Here is an 18290-nt window from a genome sequence, read left to right on the forward strand (position 1 = left end):
AGTGCCTAGCCCTTGGTGGCGCCCGAGGTCAGGCCGGCCACCAGGTACTTCTGGCCGAGGACGGCGGCGATGACCACGGGGACGGTGATCAGGGTGGAGGCGGCCATGAGGCCGCCCCAGTCGGTGCTCGCGTACGAGATGAAGTTGAAGAGGGTCACCGGCACGGTCTGTGTGCGGTCGTCGGCGAAGACCAGCGCGAACATGAAGTTGTTCCAGCTGAAGACGAAGGCCAGGAGCGAGGCGGTCGCCGTGCCCGGTGCGGCGAGCGGGAGGGAGATCCGCCAGAAGGCGCCGAAGGCGCTCAACCCGTCGGTGCGGGCGGCTTCTTCGAGTTCGACCGGGAGTCCCGCGAAGAAGCTGATCATGATCCACATGATGAGCGGGACGGATACGAACATGTGGCTGAGGATCAGCACGGTGTAGGAGCCGACCAGCCCGATCTGCGCGAACAGGTAGTACCACGGCACCAGCAGGGAGATCGCCGGGACGATGCGCGCGATGAGGATGACAGACCCGGTGCGACGCATGCCGAATCGGCCCACGGCCCAGGCGGCGGGCACCGCGATGACGGCGGACAGGGCGGTGGAGACCGCACCCACCAGAAGGGAGTTGCCCATGGAGCGGACGATCTGCCCGGCCTCGACGACGTTGCGGAAGTTGTCGAGGGTGGGCGTGAACCACAGGCCCACGGAGGGGTCGGTCACCTGGAGGTTGGTCTTGAACGCGGCGGCGAACATCCACACGAGCGGCAGCGCGAAGACCAGGGTGACGAGCCCGATCGCGGTACCGCGCAGCCAGGCCAGCCGGCGGCGTCGGCGGAACGGCGGGGCGAGCGAGGGCCGGGCGGGGGTGAGGGTGGCACTCATGCGTTCTTCCTTCCGCCGCGGCGGCGCAGCAGGACCACGACACCGATGATGAACAGCGTGAACAGCACCAGGACGGCGGCGGCCAGGCCGTATTCCTGGTAGTCGAAGGTCAGCCCGTAGGCGTAGACGTTGAGCGTCTCCACCTCGAAGTCCGAGCCGCCGCCTGCGCCCTTGGTGGCGTAGAGGATGTCGAAGGTCTTGAGGGCGTCGACGGCACGGAGTACGAGTGCGGTCGCGAGGGTGGGGCCGAGCATGGGCAGGACGACGAAGCGGAAGCGCTGCCAGGCGCTGGCTCCGTCGACGAGGGCTGCCTCCTCGGGCTCCTCGGGCAGTGTGGTCAGGCCGGCCAGCAGGAGCAGGGTCATCATCGGTGTCCACTGCCACACGTCGATGAGCATCAGCGTCGGCAGGGACTGGCCCACCGAGCCGAGGAACTCCTGGCGGGGCAGTCCGAGACCGGCGAGGAGGTGGTTGGCGATGCCGTTGGTGGGGTCGAGGATCAGCAGCCAGAGGATGCCGATCGCGACCGGTGTAGCCAGCAGAGGGATGATCAGTATGGTGCGCACCCAGCGCATGCCGCGAAACGGCTTGCGCATGAGCATCGCGAGGGCGAGGCCGAACACCGTCTCCAGGACCACGGCGCCGAGGGTGAAGACGATCGTGCGGCGGACCGCGGGCCAGAACCTGCGGGCGTCGCCCAGCGCGTCGGCGAAGTTCCGCAGACCGATGTGGCTCTTGTCGGCGTTCACTGCTCCGAACGCGTCGGTGAGACTGAGGTCGAGCGTGAAGGCCAGCGGGAAGACGATCATCAGGCCGACGAAGAGCAGGGCGGGGGCCAGCATCGCCCACTTCAGGCGACGGTTGGCCTGTTCGAAGGTGCGCGGCGGGCGGGTGCGTCGCGTTCGGCTGTGGCTCGGTCGGGCGTCGGCCCGGGATGCGGAGACCTCGGTGGCGGTCATCAGGACTCCTTGTGTCGGTTGTCGCGGACGAGGAAATCGGCGAACTCCGCGTCCGCGTCCCGTACGACGGGCCGAACGGGCTCGCCGAGAATCCCTGCGACCAGCGGGCGGCCGACGATGTCCCGGGCGCGGCCGACCTGGAGAACACGGGGGCGGTCGTAGCCCAGGCCTCGCTTTGCGTTGAGGCTCATGGCCTCGGCGAGGTCGGGCGGGAAGGACCTGAGCGTCTTGGAGTCGGCCCACACGGAGGTGCGAGCGCCAGGGATGCCGTCCGCCTGGAGAGCCGCCGACATGTCGGGTCCCGCGGCCCACTTGATGAACTGCCAGGCGTCGTCACGCAGGAGGGAGAACTTGTTGATGCCGAGGCTCCAGGACGCGATGTTGTGCGGCCTGGCACCGGCCGGTCCCGCGGGGAAGGGGGCGAATCCGACGGTGTCCCGTACCGTCCGGCTCGCGATCTTCGGGTCGAGGAAGTTGCTGTAGATCGCGTCGGCGTCGATGTAGAACGCCGCCTTGCCCTGCGCGAAGATCGGCATGGCCTGTTCGAGGCTCATATTGGTGGCCCCCGGCGGCCCCGCCTTCCCCAGAAGGCGTCCGTAGTACTCGTAAGCGGCCAGTGCCTGCGGGGTCCCGATGCCGGACCGGCCGTCGATGACGAAGTCGCCGCCGTGTGAGTAGAGAAAGCTGGACCACTGGGACACTGCGCCATTGCGCTGTCCGCGGCCCACGTATCCGTAGAACCCCTGCTTGCGTCGGCTGAGTTCCAGGGCGGAGGACATCAGCGCGTCGAGGGTGCGCGGGGGTCCTCCGGCGTCCTGGACCAGGTCCTTGCGGTAGTACAGCGTGGGTCGCTCGGTCACCACGGGAACGCTCAGTACTTTGCCTGCCGTCACGGAAACCTCGCGCGGCGCCTTCTGGAAGTCCGTCCAGGCGAACTCGCTGTCGCCCTCCACCCGGTCGGTGAGATCGGCGAGCCAGTCGTTGTGTGCGAAGAGGAGTTGGTCCTGGAGCGCGCGCACCATCATGACGTCGACGTCGGTGCCCGACGCGTTGAGTTTGACGTTGTAACTGCTGGTCAGCTGGTCGGCGGTGAGCAGGGTCAGGGAGACCCGCCGCCCGATGCGTTCCTCGAACTCCTTCGTCCGACGCTTGATCGCCTGCGACCACACGTGGTTGATCGCCATGATCCGCAACGGAGCACTGGCCGACGGCTTTCCGGCCCCTGGCGAACAGGCGCCGAGCGCCGCTGTCCCCGCAGCTCCAGCGATCCCTGCGGCCAGCCTGCCGAAGGAGCGGCGGCTCAGGAGCCGACTGCTCGTGGACATCGTTGTCCTCGTCTTTCTGCTCTGGAACGCTCTCAAAGTCCTACGGTCCTGTCCGGTCCAACTGGTAGTACCAGTTGGACCGGACAGGACCGTAGCAGGCTCCGCAGATCCGGAACACCCCCGAGAGGAAAGATCCACAAATCTCAACTGCGTACGCGCCGACCGCCTTTGCCAGGTCGGCTCCGCCAGGGCCCGGCCGGACCGGGTGCCGGCGGCACCCCATCCCCGCCGACTGCTCAGCGTCCCCGCGCCGCCCGTTCCAGCAAAGTCTCGATGTGATTACGCGCCATGGTGTCCACCTGCACGTCGAGGTCCGGCCCGTAGGTACGCAGCCCGAGCATCAGATGCTCCCTCATGCGTGCGCCGGCGAGTTCCACGTCGCGTGCCTCGATCGCCTCGAAGATCTCCGGATGGTGCGGCACGCCTTCTTCGCCGATCGACGGGTCCGAGTTCGAACGCAGCATCATCTCGAACATCATTCCGCTGATAGACGACAGCATGATCCGCAGCACGGGGTTCTTGCTCGCCACCGCGACGGCATCGTGGAAGTCCATGTCAGCCTGCGCCTTGACCACGACATCGGTCGCCGACTCCAGGGCGTCGCACGCTTGACGCATCGTCGCCAGGTCTTCGTCGGTGGCGTGCTGGGTCGCGAGTCGCACCATCTCGACCTCCAACGGGAGACGGGCCTCGATGAGCTGACGGACCGTGGGCCGACCCGCTCTGTACAGCGCGTCGTACCCCCTCGCCTGCCCGGAGGTCTGCTCACGCACGAAGGAACCCCGTCCGGGCGCGACCTCGATCAGATGTTGAGCCTCAAGCCGCCGCAACACCTCCCGTACGACGTTCCTGCTGGAGCCGAACTGGGCCGCCAGCTCACGCTCCGAAGGCAGCTTCGCTCCCACCGCGATCTCACCGGACCGGATGTCGTGCTCCAACTGGCGAGCGATGCGCTCAGTCAAAAGCCCGCGCTGCGCGGGGTCGGCGGTAGGACCCGTGGGCGCGGATCGGTGAGGCGAGGAAGGGGCGGGCGACTGCATGGACGCAGCGTACAGCGACGTCCGGGCCTCGGCCGGGGTAGCGATCTTGCTCGCCTCCGCTGCGGCATGGTCGGCTACAGCCGAGGTCATCGGCTGCTGCGGCGGAACTCGCCGGCAGCACTCGTCACCCCAGCGGCGGCCCGAACAAGCGGCGCAGCTCCTCGTGGAAGGCGGGGAACGTCTTCGTGACGCAGGTCGGGTCGTCAAGGACGATGCCGCCGGACCACAGTGCCAGGACGCTGAGAGCCATCGCGATGCGATGGTCGCGGTGGCAAGCGATGCGGGGCCGGCCGGGTGGACCGTGATGCGGTCGGGGCCTTCATCCGCCCGGACCCCCAGCGCCCACAGGTTCTGGGCGACCGCGGCGATACGGTCCGATTCCTTCAGCCGGGCGTGCGCGACTCCGGTGATGGTGATCGGGGCGTCGGCGAGCGGCGCGATCGCCGCCATCGTCATGAAGGTGTCGGAGACGTTCCCCAAATCGACGCTGAACCGCCCCGCAACCGTCCCGTTCCGGTGACATCGGCGGCGCCCTCGGTCAACTCGACCCGCACAGCGTCCTGTTCGCGGACGTCGAGGAAACACACTTCGCCCCTGGAGGCTGGCACGGCCCCGGCCCGGCACGCGCACCGTGGCCCCGGTGACAGCGGCCGCGACGAAGAAGTACGAGACGGTCCGCCGCTCGACGGTCAGCGCGCTGCCGCACAGGCCGCCCCGTTCGACACACCAGGCCCCGTCCTCGTCCGTGTGCACGCGCGCCCCGAAGCGTCTTGTCGCGGCGCTCGAGGAACTGCTGGTAGCGCCGGATCTTGGCCACGACGCGTTCGCGCACCTGTCGGCACGCACAGGCCCTGCCCTCGTGTTTTCGCAGGTAGAAACGGTTCTCTGAGGGAGCCTCGTGGTGGGGCGGGTAGGACTCGAACCCAAACCGGTGACGCTTCTCACCTGCGGCTTTCTCCGAGAGCGGGGCATATCGCCCTGTTTCCGTCCCGCTGCATCCCGCTCGATCCGGCTCCATCGGCTGCGGTGCAGCGTTCGCTCCACCGCAGCTTCGCACCCCGACGGGTGACGGCACCCCGGGGCAACGTTCCCAGCGCGCCCTCAGCCACCGTCAATTGTGAGGGCTGCGGTGGAGGCGCCGGCAACGCAATGCGCGAGAACACGCACGGAACACCGCTACTCTCCCTAGCGGTCACGTGGTCGACATCGCAGCGGCGATCGTGACAGTCCCCCTGCTGGGCCGCTCGGCGAGCCCGGTGTGACGTTCTCCGACCCGGTGAGGAACGGCGTTTGAGCCAGAGAGCCGACGTCAACTGCCTTACCTGTCAAAGTGGTTGCCGCAGTCTGCCCGGTTCGACAGACTGCGGACCATGCCGAACAGCGATCGCATCCTTCTGTTGAGTTTCAACATCCAAGAAGGCCGCATGGTCCTTGCACGAAACGACCCGGACCGTGCGCGCGCGGTCGTCGTCATGGTGCCCGGTGTCGGCTCCGGGCTGTCCGGAATGGAGCGGCTCCAGGAGCAGACGGAGTCCCTCTTCCGAAAGGTCGCCTCTGGGCCGGACGACGATGCGGTGTCTGTCATCACCTGGGTCGACTACGTGGCGCCGCAGTCGCCCCGGGAAGCCGCCGACCCGGCGTTCGCCGTCGCCGGCGCCCGACGCCTCGCGAGCTTCCTCGTCACCTTGCCGCTGTCCCGGCCGTCGTCGGGGCCCACATCCGGTTCGGCCCGGGTCAGCGTCATCGCGCACGGCTACGGCGGACTCGTCGCGGGGCTCGCGGCCAGGGACCACGGTCTGCAAGCGGACGCACTGGTGCTGCTCGCCAGTACAGGAGCCGGGGTCGATCAGGTGGGCGAACTACGCTACAAGGGACCTGTGTTCGCGACCTCGCCGGATACCGGCGGCGACGGCACCGCAGCGGGTCTGCACGGTGCGCCGCCGGACAGTCCCGGATTCGGAGCGACCGTGCTCCGGGCCGGACCGCTGTCGTACAGAGAAGATCCGGTGACGCCCTACGTTCCGGAGCTGCGCCGCATCATCACGGGTCAGGGCTGAACGGAGCAGGGCCGGCCTCGTCGACGTTCATGCGCCGAAGTGCAGGTGCGAGGCCCACAAGGACGGCGTGCCCGGGTAACGGTCGCGCTGCTTGCGTACGGCGTGGTGCAGGGCGTGTCCGGCCGTGCGCAGGTCCAGTCCGCCGGAGTGCGGTTCGCGGAGCAGCGAGTAGAAGTCCTCGGTGATCTCTTCCGCGATCTCGTCGTCCAGTTCCCACATGGTGCCGACCACTTGGGGGAAGCCCGCCGTCTGCAGTGCCCCCACCAGGTGGATGCCCTCGTCGAGCAGGCGCTCGGCCGAGTTCACCGCGGTGTGGCAGGCGGACAGGTAGGCGAGCTGTGCGCCATCGAGGTCGACGGAGTACAGGTCGGCGACGGTGAGGGGGTGTTGCCCGTGATCGTTCAGCAGCAGCCGGCCGGCCGACGGATCGTCGGGGTCGAAGCTGCCGTGGCAGGCGAAGTGCGCGATGGTGCGTCCGGGCAGTTGGGCCAGCACCTGCGCGCGATCCGGCGCGGTCAGCAGCAGGGAGTCGGGGAGCAGGTCGCGGACCAGCTCCGCTTCGGGGGCAACGTTTCGCAGTCCGGCGAGTCCCGGAGTCTCGGGCATCGCGACGATGAGGGCACTGCTCGCGGCGGGGGCTGACGTCGACTGGCGACGTCGCGCGTGCCGAAGAGCGCTGATGGTGGGCGTGTAGGACGAGACGACGCGGTCCATGACGGTGCGCCGCCCTTCGGCCGGATCGTCGTGGTGGCCGGCGGCGTGGAGGGGCAGCAGGCTGAGGTACCCGCCGGGCGCCCACCACACCCGGGGCCAGGGAGCGCCGTCGGCGGGCGGGCCGTGGTGGCCCAGAGCGTCGAGCACGGGGCCGGTGATGTTGTCCCAGAGCCACTTCAGCACCTGAGAGAGGGCGTGCTGCGCGGCGACGCGGTCCCGGTGCGGGTCACGGGCTTCCCGAAGTGCCACATGGAAGGCGTTGATCTGGTCGATCACCGTCTCGGCGGTCACACCGGGAAGCCCGAGCGCGGTGTTGCCCTCCGCGGTCAGCAGCAGGGCGTCGCCCCGGTAGGCGACGTTCAGGCTGACGACCGGGCCGCGGTCGGCCGCGGAGAGCAGTTCCTCGTCGGTCGGCGGCAGAGCGAAGTGGGCGAAGCCGTCCAGGGCGCGGATCCGACGGAGCGTCGCAGCCAGTTCCGCGGCCGCCCCGATACGGTCCTGTCCGGTCGGCGCCTGTTCCACATCCCCGTCCAGGAGATCGCAGAGGGCAGCGAAGCGGGCCGCCAACTCCGGTCCGGCCTCGTGGAGTCCGGCGAGGTCCCTGCGGGCGTGGAGGCGCCGGCTCAGCAGCACCGAACGCCCCATCTCCAGCAGCGACAGGGCACGGCGGGCGCGTTCCGCCGGAGGCCGAAGAGGGTCGGAGAGCACCATCGCCGCGGCGTCGCCGGCGATTCCTGACGCCGTCTCCATGGTCTCCTGCTGCTCCTCCCGGCGCATCCGGCGCGGGGCCAGTTCGGGGAGCGCGAGGACGGCCGCTTCCAACAGGTCGGCAGCGAGTGCGAAGTCCTCGCTGCCGGGAGGGAGCTCGACGGCTGCCAGCCAGGCACCCAGCTTCGCGCCGTGCACCTTCAACCGCGGCGGCGCCGAGTCGGATCGCATGACCAGTTCGGAGAGGGCCCGGAGCGCCTCCGCGCGGTCGGTCTCCCGCCCGGACTCGTCGTCCGAGAGGCGACGGGCCCCGACCCGGGCCAGCAACGACTCCCCGAGGATCAGCAGCCATTTCGGCCGTTGGGCTCCGTCGCCCTCCGCGGTGACGGCCGCGCGCGCGGCGTTCACCGCCTCATCGACATCAGGCCGATCCCTGAACAGGCCGAAGCGGGTCTGCAACACCTGGGAGAGGTTCGCGAAGGCGACGGCCGGAAGCAGGTCGCCGGCGCAGACCTGTGTCGCCCGCCGGGCCAGCTGGACGGCTTGATCGAGATCGGCCTTGTCCCGATACTCCACAAACCGAACGCGGAAGGTGTCGCTCAGCGAGGAAAGGAAGTCACCGTCGCCGGGCTGGATGGACAGGGCCTGCTGAATGGTCGTCACGGCTTCCTCCAGGTCCTCGGACCGGCCCACCCGGTGGAAGCGGAGTTTAAGCGCGTAGCTCAGCAAGGCCAGGTTCCTGGCCCGGTCGCCGTCGTCCCTGCCGTCGACGCCCCCCGTCGCGAGCGCCTCACGGCGTGCTTCGACGAGGGCGTCGATGTCGGCCAGCACATCGGTCCGCTCGAAGCGCCTTGTCAGATAGGCGCAGAGCAGTCGCTGCAACTCAGGCCGGCTGGGCTCGTACTCGGCCGTCGCGCCCTCCATGACGTCCGGGACGTGTGCCTGGATGATTCCGAGCTCCGGGCGCTTCGTCCGGCTGTACCCGGCAGGCGTCGCCGCAGCGGCCCGCCGGACCAGGCCGATCGCCGTGTCGAGATCATCCAGGGACCCGGTGGTGCGAGCGCAGAAGTCCAGCACGATCGCCAGGCTCGTCAGCAGACTCGGGGAGCATGCGGCCGGCGCCTCGGCAGCGGCTTCACGGGCCGCGTCGGCCGCCTCGTCCAGGTCGGCCCGCGCGCCGCAGCGCTCGAACCGCCTTTGCAGGACGCAGCTGAGGTCCGACCTGCAGTACAGCCGCTCCTCGTCGGTGGTCGCGGCGGACACAGCGCCGCGCAGAGCGTTCACGGTCCCGTCCAGGTCCGCCGGATCGTGCCGTATGTCGAACCGCGTCAACAGGGCCTGCCCCAGCAAGGTGAACTGCTCGCTGCACCCGGCGTCGGTGACCTTGCTCGCCTCGGCGAGGGAGGATCGCACTTCAGTCACTTCGTCCAAGTCTGCGACTGAGTCGGTCAGTTGGAACCTTGTCCACAGCATGTCGGCCAGGACCACCAGCCGTATGCGCTCACCAGGCCGACCCTTACCGCTGGACACCGCCTCGCGAGCCGCTTCGATCGCCTCGTCCAGATCCGCGACCGCTCCGCTGAGGTTGAATCCGTTGAACAGCACCGCGGCGAAGACGCTCATCATCGCGGCCCGGTCCGGGTCGTCCGGGCGACTATGGACGACGCCTTGCCGGGCGGCGGCCAACGCCTGTTCCAGCCGGATGAATTGGCCGTTCCGGGCGCTACGGGAGATCAGCGCGTGACAGACGACGGCCAGCCGGTGCGCCCGCTGCGGATGCCCGCCGGGAGTGGCGTTCGCGATGTGTATCGAGGTGTCGACCAGAGCCGCGAACTGATCGTCGTCCGGGCTGGACAGTGCGTACTCGAGCATCGCGGGCAGGCGCGTGGCGGCCTCGTCGGCCAGGCCGGGCAGCAGCGGCTCGGGAAACGGCACCATCCCGATCACCATCGCGGCCGGGGCGAACACCTGCAGCGCCTCGTCTACCGCGCGCTGCCGCTCCTCCCCCAACGAAGCACACGCCTGGTACCACTTCAGCCACCCCAGCGCCTGCCGGACCGGGATGTCCCAGCCCTCCGCCTCGTCGAGCTCCTCCGTAAGGTCCTGCGCCACCGCGATCACCTGTGGTGACCAGGCCATTGCCGCATCACCGGTGTCACCGATCCGCTGCACCAACTCGCCCAGTGACAGCAGCAGTTCATCGCGGCGTCCCATCGAGCCCTCCTCGTCACGGCGAGTCTCAGCGTACGATGCCGGTACCCCGGTGGGGTGGTCGCCGGGAATCAGCATCCGGAGGGCGGCTCAGTGGCACGCGGAAGCAGGCGGACGGCGGAACAGATCGCCGACGGCATCGCACAGTTCTGCGAGAACATCGAGCGGACGCGTGCCACGTTGGCACGCGGCCCGGCGGACGGTACACGCCTCCTCGACGAACTGCTCGACGCCCTGCGCGATGGGACGGACCCCTCCGAGCAGCTGGAAGCCGTCCATCACGCGCTGCGGCGGGGCCAGGACGCGATCGGCGTCTTCGGGCGCACCCGCGACATATCGATGGCGACGCCGCCGGGAATCCCGCCCGCCCGCACCGACGAGCCCGTCCTCCTCTGCCCGCGCCCCGACAACCCCTGCACTCGCTACAGTTGGCCGACGCCGGGCAGCACCCACGTCTGTCACGTGACGGGCACACCCTTGCGGCGCAGCACCCTCGCTACGTGACAGGGATACTCGGCGATTTCGGGGCCCAGCTCGGCAAGGGGCTTGCCGACAAGTGGCTGAGCCTGCTGGCCCTCCCCGGGGCGCTCTACCTGGCGGTGTGCGCGGCCGCACAGGCCCTCGGCCAGGCGCACGCGCTGGACGCACCTCGTCTGGCCCACCAGGTCACCACCTGGGCCCACGCACCTGCGGTACGTACCACCGGCGGCCAGATCGTCGTGCTGGTGGCCGTCCTCGCCGCGTCAGTGGCGGCAGGTCTCGCGGCCCGGGCATTGGGAGCGGGAATCGAACGGGTCGCGCTGGCGGCGGACTGGCGTTCCTGGCCGCGTCCCGCGGCAGCCCTCGCACGACGCCGAACGGACATCCGCCGACGGCGATGGGACGCCGCGCACCGCGAGTACAGCGCCCAGTGGGCACGGGCCGCGCGCGCGGCAGCCCTGGACCGCGAAGTCGACCCGACGGCGCGGCGAAGGGCGCTCGGGGCCAGGGCGGCGATCTCCGCGGAGCGTCCGGACCGGCCGACCTGGAGCGGCGACCGGGTCCATGCCGTCGCGTTGCGACTGCAGCGCGACCAGCACCTGGATCTTGGCCAACTCTGGCCCTACATCTGGCTGTCACTTCCCGAAGGAGAACGTACGGAGCTTGTCGCCACCCGGTCCGCCGGTGCCCGCGCGGCCGAACTGGGTGCCTGGTCGGTGCTGTACGCAGCGCTGGCGGCGGTGTGGTGGCCGGCAGGCGTCTTGGCCGTGCTGCTCGCGGCAACCGCTCGTCGGCGCGCCCGTTCCACGACGGACAGTTACGCCCGGCTCGTCGAAGCGGTCGTCCGCCTGCACAGTCGGGAACTGATGGAGCGCTTCGGGATCGAGGACGCCGGTCCGCCGTCCTCCGGCGACCGCCTCGGCGATGCGCTCGGCTCGGCGCCGCCGGTGGTGGTGAACGTTGCGGAGCCGGGGGGTTCGGTGGATCCGGCGAGCCGTGACGAGTCCGGGGGCGGGCGACGGTCATAGGGCCGGACATCACCGGAAGCAACGCCGGCGCGGGCGCTGGGTGGTGCGTACGGCCGGTGAACGCGGCGGTCAGTCGGACAGGGCGGGGATGATCTGGGTCCCGTAGACGTCGGTGGTCGCTTCGCGGGCGTCGTGCATGTTGTAGACGGCGAACTGGTCGACGCCCAGGCCGCGCAGGGACTTGAGCTTCTCGATGGGGATTCCAGCGCATCCAGGGCGAGCTGCTCAAGCTCGGCCACCACGTGGGCGCTTCCACTATCCGCGGGGTCCTGAGGCGCCGGAAGATACCCCCGGCACCCCAGCGGCAGACCGACACCACGTGGAACATGGTGGTCGCCTGGTGGTCGCACTGGACGGAGGCTGGAAGCGTCGGCATCCCCTGCCGCACCCTGAGGCGATCACCATGCGTACAACCACCGCCGGCCGCGGTCGTGTTTACCGCCGCTGCGGCTGCCAAGACATTCACCGTTACCAGCTCGGCGCACACTGCCCACATCTAGTCACGGACAGCGATTACGGGACGTGGAGCTTCGCCGTCGATGTCCCCTCCGTGGCCCACCACCGGACGACCATCCGCCGCGGCGGCTACCCAAGCCAGGACAGCGCCGAGACCGCGCTCCTCAGATTCCTGGAGGGCGAGGCGGGCGGGTTCGACGCCGATCCGAACCAGACGGTCGCCGACTACCCAAGAGTCTGGCTCACCGTGAAGGCTCTGGCGCTCAAGCCGACCACCATGGCCCGCTACGGGAACTACCTCCGCAACGACCTCAGTCGTGAGGCAGACGAAGCCTGACACCACCTCGGAAGCCCCGGCGGGACGACGCACGCCTGTGACATGGGTGTGACGCAGGCACGTTGCGGTGCGCAACGGGCAGTTGTGATGATGGTCGGCATGTCTGAGCACGGGGGTGCGGCGGGGGAGCCGCCACGTATACCGAGATCGCGTCTCGCCGATTACGCAGAGATGGACGAGTCGCCGACTCCTGACGCGCCGGCGACACCTTCGCAGGAGCATCCGGAGCCGCCCCTGAGTGTCCAGTCCAAAACACAGCCGGATCGCCAGGTGTCGCTCGCCGAGAATCCTGAAGTTGCGGCGCGCAGACGGGCGTTCGCCGAGCTGCTGGGCGAGTTCCGGCGGACGGCTGTGCTGGTGCCGCTGGGCGACGGACCCGGCCCTGCCGAGGAGCGCGGTCTGCTGACCGCCGACTCTAGCGGCGTCCGGTTCCTCCTCGCCTTCTCCGACGAGCAGGCACTGGCCCGCTATGCCCAAGCGCGCGGCGAGTACAGCCGCGAGTGGACCTACCGGACGATCCTCGGCGCGAAACTGCTCGATGTCGCGGTGCCGACGGCCGGAGTGCCCTGCGGGGTGGCCCTGGACTGTGCCGACGGGCCGGACGGCATGGTCTTTCCGCCGGTGCGGGGCATCGTGCCGGACAAGGCGGCGGTCGACCGTGACGAGGACCAGGCGGATGAGGGGGACAGCGCGTGACGGGCGGTGGTGGCGGTGGCAAGGACCTGAAGACCGGTGGCCTGGATCTGATCGCCAAGGGGCTGACCGAGGCCCTGGCCGAGCTGAAGGAACTGGGCATGGTCGGTGAGGCCGGGGCCGGGCGCGGCTTCGGGGACATCGCCCTGTCCGGCCTGGACCTGGGGCACGAAGGGCTGACGGGCGAGTTCAAGAGCTTCTGCGAGCGCTGGGAATGGGGCGTGCGCTCGCTGGTGAACGAGGGCAACGCTTTCGCCGTGAAGACCGGCCTGTCAGCTGGCACCTACTACGAGACGGACCAATACGTCGAGGGGACGTTGAAGGTCGTTACGAACGCCGCGATCGGCAACCCTTACGCCACCGAGGAGGAGGTCACCCAGCAGGGCTGGGGCGACATCGCCACGTCGGGCGTGCTCTCGGCCCCCGACTACAGCAAGGAGTCCTTCGACCAGGCCATGGCCAACAGCGCGCAGGGCTGGAAGGACGCTGGCCGCGACATCGCGACGTCTCATACTGCGGGCCCGTTGGGCCTCAATCCCGAGAACATGCACAACGCTGCCGGGGTCTCCGACGCTGAGTACAACAAGTGGCTCGACGACACCTTCGGCCCCTCCCCCGAGGCCCGCGCCAAGGCCGCCGAACAGCAACAGGGCACTCAGGGCGGGGGTGAGGGCTGATGGGGCTCGGGGACATCGTCGATGGCGTCAAGGGCGGTATCAACAAGGGTCTTTCGGTCGGTGAGGATCTCATCGACGAGGGCAAGAAGAAGGTCGGCGAGGGCGTCGACTACGCGACGAACAAGGTCGGCGACGGTCTGGACCATGTCGGCCTGCACGGGGCGGCCGACGCGGTGGAGGACTGGGGTGACGATGTCGCCTCGGATCTCGGTGCCACGCCCGGCGAGCAGCAGCTCGGCCAGACGGAGGAGGCCGACGAGCTCGTCCACGGCAACCCGGACAAAATCCGCGAGTCCTCGAAGCATCTCAAGGACTTCCACACCGCGTTCGACCATGTCTCGCAGGGGATGAAGAAGGTCGACTCGTCCGGGTGGGCGGGCGAGGGCGGCGACGCGTTCCGCAAGAAGTTCGGCGTGCACCCCACCAAGTGGGCCGAGGCGTCCGACGCCTGCGACAAGGCGGCCGGCGCCCTGGACGCGTACGCCGACACCGTGAAGTGGGCGCAGGGCAAGGCCAAGGATGCCATCGACCTCTATAAGAAGGGCACGAAGGCCTCCTCCGACGCGGTCGACGCGTACAACAAGAAGGCCGACGCCTACAATGCCAAGCTGAAGGCGAACGAGGACCCCGGGCCCCGGCCCGAGCCCTTCCAGGATCCCGGCAAGGCCGACATCGAGAAGGCCCACGAGACGCTCACCGAGGCACGCAAGCAGCGCAACACCGCCGCCTCCGACGCCCAGGGCAAGGTCAAGGCGGCCCTCGCGCACGCCCCCGCCGAACCCCCGCCGCTCGACCGGCTCGGCAATTCCATCGTCGATGGCTACCAGGCCTACAACACCGAGCTCACCCACGTCGTCGGCGGCGCCCTCAAGGGCACCGCGGGCCTGCTCAACTTCGTCCGCGGCCTCAACCCCACCGACCCCTACAACCTCACGCACCCGGCCGCGTACATGCAGAACGTCTCCATGACGCTCTCCGGCCTCGTCTCCACCGCCGCGCACCCCGAACGCATCGTCACCGCCGCCGTCGACGGCTTCAAGAAGGACCCCTCCGAATTCTTCGGCCGCCTCATCCCCGAACTCATCGGCACCAAAGGCGCCGGACTCGCCCGCAGCGGCCTACGGCTCGGACTCAAGACGGCGGCGAAGGAAGGCCTTGAGGAAGGTGCCGAGAGCGCGGCGCGGCGCACCGTCCGGGACGGCCCGGAGGGCCGCGGGGAAAAGCCTCGGGACAAGGTCGAGCACGATCCGACCGACCCGGTCGACCTGACCACCGGCAGGATGTACCTGCCGCAGACCGACATCAGTCTGCCCGGCTCCCTGCCCCTGGAGTTCACGCGGCGCGTGGAGTCCGGATACACGCTCGGCCGCTGGTTCGGCCCCTCGTGGTCCTCGACCGTGGACGAACGGCTGGAGATCGACGCCGAGGGTGTGGTGCACGTCGACGCCGACGGCCGGATCCTCGCCTACCCGCACCCGGCGCCCGGCATCCCCACACTGCCCAGCCACGGCACACCGCTGTACCTCGACCGTACGGACGACGGCTACACGATCACGGAGCCGGACACCGGGCGAGTCCGGCACTTCGCCGATCGCGGTGAGCAGGCGGCGATCCTGGAGCAGATCGACGACCGCAACGGCAACTGGGTCACCTTCGAGCACGCCCGGGACGGCACTCCGCTCGCGATCGTCTCCTCCTCGGGCCACCATCTGAGGATCACTACACGGGACGGGCGCATCACGGCCCTACACCTGGGCGGCGGCGCCCCCGACGGTGGCGACCTGGAGCTCAAGCGCTACGGCTACGACGACGGCCACCTCACCGAGGTCGTCAACTCCTCCGGTCTGCCACTGCGGTTCACATACGACGAGCGCGGCCGGGTCACCTCCTGGACCGACTCCAATGACCGTTCCTACACCTACGAGTACGACGGCCAGGACCGCTGTGTCGCGGAGGGCGGCGCCGAAGGCCACCTAGTGCTGCGCCTGGCCTATGACGACACGGACCCCGTCACGGGACATCGCGTCACCACTGTCACGAACGGCGCGGGTCACACTCGGCGGTACCTGATCGACGACACATGTCACGTCACCGCCGAGATCGATCCGCTCGGCGCCGTCACCCGCTTCGAACGTGACCTCCGCGGGCGGCTGCTCTCCCGGACCGATCCGCTGGGGCACACGTCCCGCTACGCGTACGACGAGCAGGGCAACCTGGTCCTGGCCAAGCGCGCCGACGGCCGCGAGATTTCCGCCGAGTACAACGCGCTCAACCTGCCGGTGAAGGTCACTGGCCCCGATGGATCGGTCCACCGCTACTTCTACGACGAGCGGGGCAACCGCACGGGCTTCACCAACTCCGCAGGGAAGACCACCACCTTCACCTACGACAAAGCAGGCCACCTCACGTCGGTCGTCGACCCTTTCGGCCACTCCAGCGCGGTCGAGTGCGACCGCACCGGGCTGCCCATCCGGATAACCGACCCCCGCGGCGCCGTGACCCGCTACCGCCGCGACCCCCTCGGCCACCCGGTGGAGGTCACCGAGCCGAGCGGCGCCACCACACTCCTGGAATGGACGGTCGAGGGCCTGCTCACCCGCCGGACCGCCGCTGACGGCGCGGCCGAGTCGTGGACCTACGACGGGGAGGGCAACCGGACCAGCCACACGGACCGTCTCGGCGGCACGACCCGCTACGAGTACACCCACTTCGACGTGCTCGTCGGCCGCACGGGACCTGATGGCGGCCGTCACGAGTTCACATACGACGAGGAACTCCGGCTCACAGAAGTCACCAACCCCCAAGGAATGAGCTGGAGCTACTCCTACGATCCGGCAGGCCGGCTGGTCGGTGAGCGGGACTTCGACGGCAGGGAGATCAGCTACACCCACGACGCCGGGGGCCAGCTCACCTCGCGTACGAATATGCTGGGCCAGACCATCCGCTACGAGCGCGACTGCTTGGGCCGGATCGTCAGCAAGGATGCCGCGGGCCAAGTCACGTCGTATGCCTACGACCTCACCGACCAGCTCGCCAAGGCCGCCGGCCCGGACGGCAGCGCGTTGACCCTTCTGCGGGACCGGCACGGCAACGTGCGCACGGAGACCGTCGACGGTCGCACGCTCCGCTTCACCCACGACGACCTGGGCCGCCGCACAAGCCGGACCACGCCGGGCGGCGCCACCACGACCTGGACCTACGATCCATTGGGCAATGTGGCGCAGATGATCGCCGCCGGACGTCCGATCACGTTCACTTACGACGCCGACGCGCGAGAAGTACGGCGCACCATCGCCGATGCCTTCACCCTGGCGCAGGCGTACGACCCGGTCGGCAGACTCACCTCCCAGACCGCCATGAGCAATGACCGTACGCTTCAGGAGCGCGCCTACGCCTACCGCGCGGACGGGCATCTCACTGCCGTGGAGGACCTGTTGTCCGGAGCGCGCCGGTTCGAGCTCGACGCGGTGGGCCGGGTGACCTCTGTGACCGCCGAGGGCTGGACGGAGAGCTACGCCTACGACGCCGTCGGCAATCAGACCCAGGCGGCCTGGCCGGCAACGCACCCGGGCCACGAGGCCACCGGCCCTCGCGCGTACGCGGGTACCCGGCTAATCCGCGCGGGTCAGGTCCGTTACGAGCACGACGCGCTCGGCCGTATCGTGCTGCGCCAGAAGAAGCGGCTGTCCGGCCGCCCGGACACCTGGCGTTACGAGTGGGACGCGGAGGACCGATTGACCTCGGTGCTCACTCCAGACGGCATACGCTGGCGCTACACCTACGACCCCATCGGGCGTCGCACCGCGAAGCTGCGTCTTGACGCTGACGGCGACACGGTCGTCGAGCGCGTGACCTTCACGTGGGACGGCACGACGGTGTGCGAACAGACCTCCGTGTCACGGAAGTTGCCACATCCAGTAACTCTGACCTGGGACCACCGTGATCAGCGTCCGGTCGCCCAGAACGAACGCATCACCGCCGCCGACGCTCCGCAGGAAGAGATCGACTCCCGCTTCTTCGCCATCGTCACCGACCTCGTCGGGACGCCGACGGAGCTCGTCGACGAACAGGGCACCATCGCCTGGCGGGCCCGCTCAACGCTCTGGGGCACGACGGCCTGGCCGGCCGACAGCCCCGCCTATACACCCTTGCGCTTTCCGGGTCAGTACTACGACCCGGAGACCGGCCTGCACTACAACTACTTCCGCCACTACGACCCGGAGACCGCCCGCTACCTCACCGCGGACCCCCTGGGCCTCGCGCCGTCGCCCAATCCCGGTGGCTATGTCCACAACCCGCTCACCTGGAGCGACCCGCTCGGTCTCGCCCCGAAGTGCCCGGTGGAGAAAGCGAACAAGGCCACCGACAAGATCATCGAACGGGCCGCGGAAGGCAAGATGAGAAAGGACAGCGGCTACCATCCGCACTTCGGCGACGAGCGTGTGCTGGAGATCTTGAAGAAGCCGGACGCCGTGTACCTCTCCGAAGGCGGCCGTGGCAACCTCATCTTCCGCCAGGGCGAGGACATCGTGGTCACCAAGGGGCCAGGCGCCGGAGCGGGAGATGTCATCACGGGTTACGGTCCCTCCGGTGTCAAGGGAGAATCCGGTGCCAAGGCATTGGGGGGCTCGGCCGACGACCCCGGAAGTCCGGTGACCCACGACGACATTGTGAACGGGAACGTCCCGAGTTCCAGGGGCGGCACCATGCCGCCCGCCCAGCAGATCCGATAGGCGACA

Annotated in this window: 12 protein-coding genes and 2 pseudogenes; 7 read left to right on the forward strand and 7 right to left on the reverse strand. The window is 69.2% G+C overall.

Going from position 1 to position 18290, the window contains the following annotated elements; all coding sequences use genetic code 11:
* Window positions 1–5: 5 nt before the first annotated feature.
* From CG723_RS24070 to CG723_RS24090, 5 genes and pseudogenes are all read right to left on the reverse strand, one after another.
* Entirely contained in the window at window positions 6–866 is an 861-nt protein-coding gene (locus CG723_RS24070; RefSeq protein WP_100595536.1) for a carbohydrate ABC transporter permease, read from the reverse strand.
* A complete protein-coding gene (locus CG723_RS24075; protein ID WP_100595537.1) occupies window positions 863–1825 on the reverse strand; it encodes a carbohydrate ABC transporter permease in 963 nt (320 codons plus the stop codon). Before CG723_RS24075 ends, CG723_RS24070 begins: the two co-directional genes overlap by 4 nt.
* The gene (locus CG723_RS24080) at window positions 1825–3150 is read right to left on the reverse strand and encodes an ABC transporter substrate-binding protein (RefSeq protein ID WP_100595538.1); all 1326 of its coding nucleotides are present in this window, start codon (window positions 3148–3150) and stop codon (window positions 1825–1827) included. Before CG723_RS24080 ends, CG723_RS24075 begins: the two co-directional genes overlap by 1 nt.
* 236 nt (window positions 3151–3386) lie before the next feature.
* Window positions 3387–4190 carry a FadR/GntR family transcriptional regulator gene (locus CG723_RS24085; protein ID WP_100595577.1) on the reverse strand — a complete coding sequence of 268 codons (804 nt, stop codon included), beginning with the start codon at window positions 4188–4190 and terminating at the stop codon, window positions 3387–3389.
* 312 nt (window positions 4191–4502) lie between these two features.
* A pseudogene (locus CG723_RS24090) lies at window positions 4503–5162 on the reverse strand (hypothetical protein); the annotation flags it as partial.
* Window positions 5163–5614: 452 nt separating this feature from the next.
* On the opposite strand from CG723_RS24090, the gene CG723_RS24095 reads away from it, so the two are divergent.
* Window positions 5615–6247, forward strand: coding sequence for an alpha/beta hydrolase (locus CG723_RS24095; RefSeq protein WP_159032538.1), 633 nt, complete (start codon window positions 5615–5617; stop codon window positions 6245–6247).
* 27 nt (window positions 6248–6274) lie between these two features.
* Here the strand turns inward: CG723_RS24095 and CG723_RS24100 are convergent, their stop codons facing one another.
* Window positions 6275–9883: a CHAT domain-containing protein gene (locus CG723_RS24100; protein ID WP_100595540.1), complete on the reverse strand. Its 3609-nt coding sequence runs from the start codon at window positions 9881–9883 to the stop codon at window positions 6275–6277.
* A 90-nt stretch (window positions 9884–9973) separates the two neighbouring features.
* Between CG723_RS24100 and CG723_RS24105 the strand changes: the two genes are divergently transcribed.
* Window positions 9974–10384, forward strand: coding sequence for a hypothetical protein (locus CG723_RS24105; RefSeq protein WP_100595541.1), 411 nt, complete (start codon window positions 9974–9976; stop codon window positions 10382–10384).
* Window positions 10381–11388 carry a hypothetical protein gene (locus CG723_RS24110; RefSeq protein ID WP_100595542.1) on the forward strand — a complete coding sequence of 336 codons (1008 nt, stop codon included), beginning with the start codon at window positions 10381–10383 and terminating at the stop codon, window positions 11386–11388. Before CG723_RS24105 ends, CG723_RS24110 begins: the two co-directional genes overlap by 4 nt.
* A 69-nt stretch (window positions 11389–11457) precedes the next feature.
* Here the strand turns inward: CG723_RS24110 and CG723_RS47810 are convergent.
* A pseudogene (locus CG723_RS47810) lies at window positions 11458–11601 on the reverse strand (TIGR03842 family LLM class F420-dependent oxidoreductase); the annotation flags it as partial.
* Window positions 11602–11938: 337 nt separating this feature from the next.
* Between CG723_RS47810 and CG723_RS24125 the strand changes: the two are divergent.
* The 4 genes from CG723_RS24125 to CG723_RS24140 all read left to right on the forward strand — a co-directional run bounded on the left by CG723_RS24125 (window position 11939) and on the right by CG723_RS24140 (window position 18284).
* Window positions 11939–12181 (forward strand): hypothetical protein, encoded by a 243-nt coding sequence (locus tag CG723_RS24125; protein ID WP_100595543.1) that lies wholly within the window; start codon window positions 11939–11941, stop codon window positions 12179–12181.
* Window positions 12182–12451: 270 nt separating this feature from the next.
* Entirely contained in the window at window positions 12452–12877 is a 426-nt protein-coding gene (locus CG723_RS24130) for a hypothetical protein (protein ID WP_199841869.1), read from the forward strand.
* Entirely contained in the window at window positions 12874–13551 is a 678-nt protein-coding gene (locus tag CG723_RS24135; protein WP_100595544.1) for a hypothetical protein, read from the forward strand. The genes CG723_RS24130 and CG723_RS24135 overlap by 4 nt, the downstream gene beginning before the upstream one ends.
* Window positions 13551–18284: a putative T7SS-secreted protein gene (locus CG723_RS24140; RefSeq protein WP_100595545.1), complete on the forward strand. Its 4734-nt coding sequence runs from the start codon at window positions 13551–13553 to the stop codon at window positions 18282–18284. Before CG723_RS24135 ends, CG723_RS24140 begins: the two co-directional genes overlap by 1 nt.
* Window positions 18285–18290 lie beyond the last annotated feature (6 nt).

This window comes from Streptomyces sp. CB01635 (assembly GCF_002803065.1).
Lineage (GTDB): Bacteria > Actinomycetota > Actinomycetes > Streptomycetales > Streptomycetaceae > Streptomyces.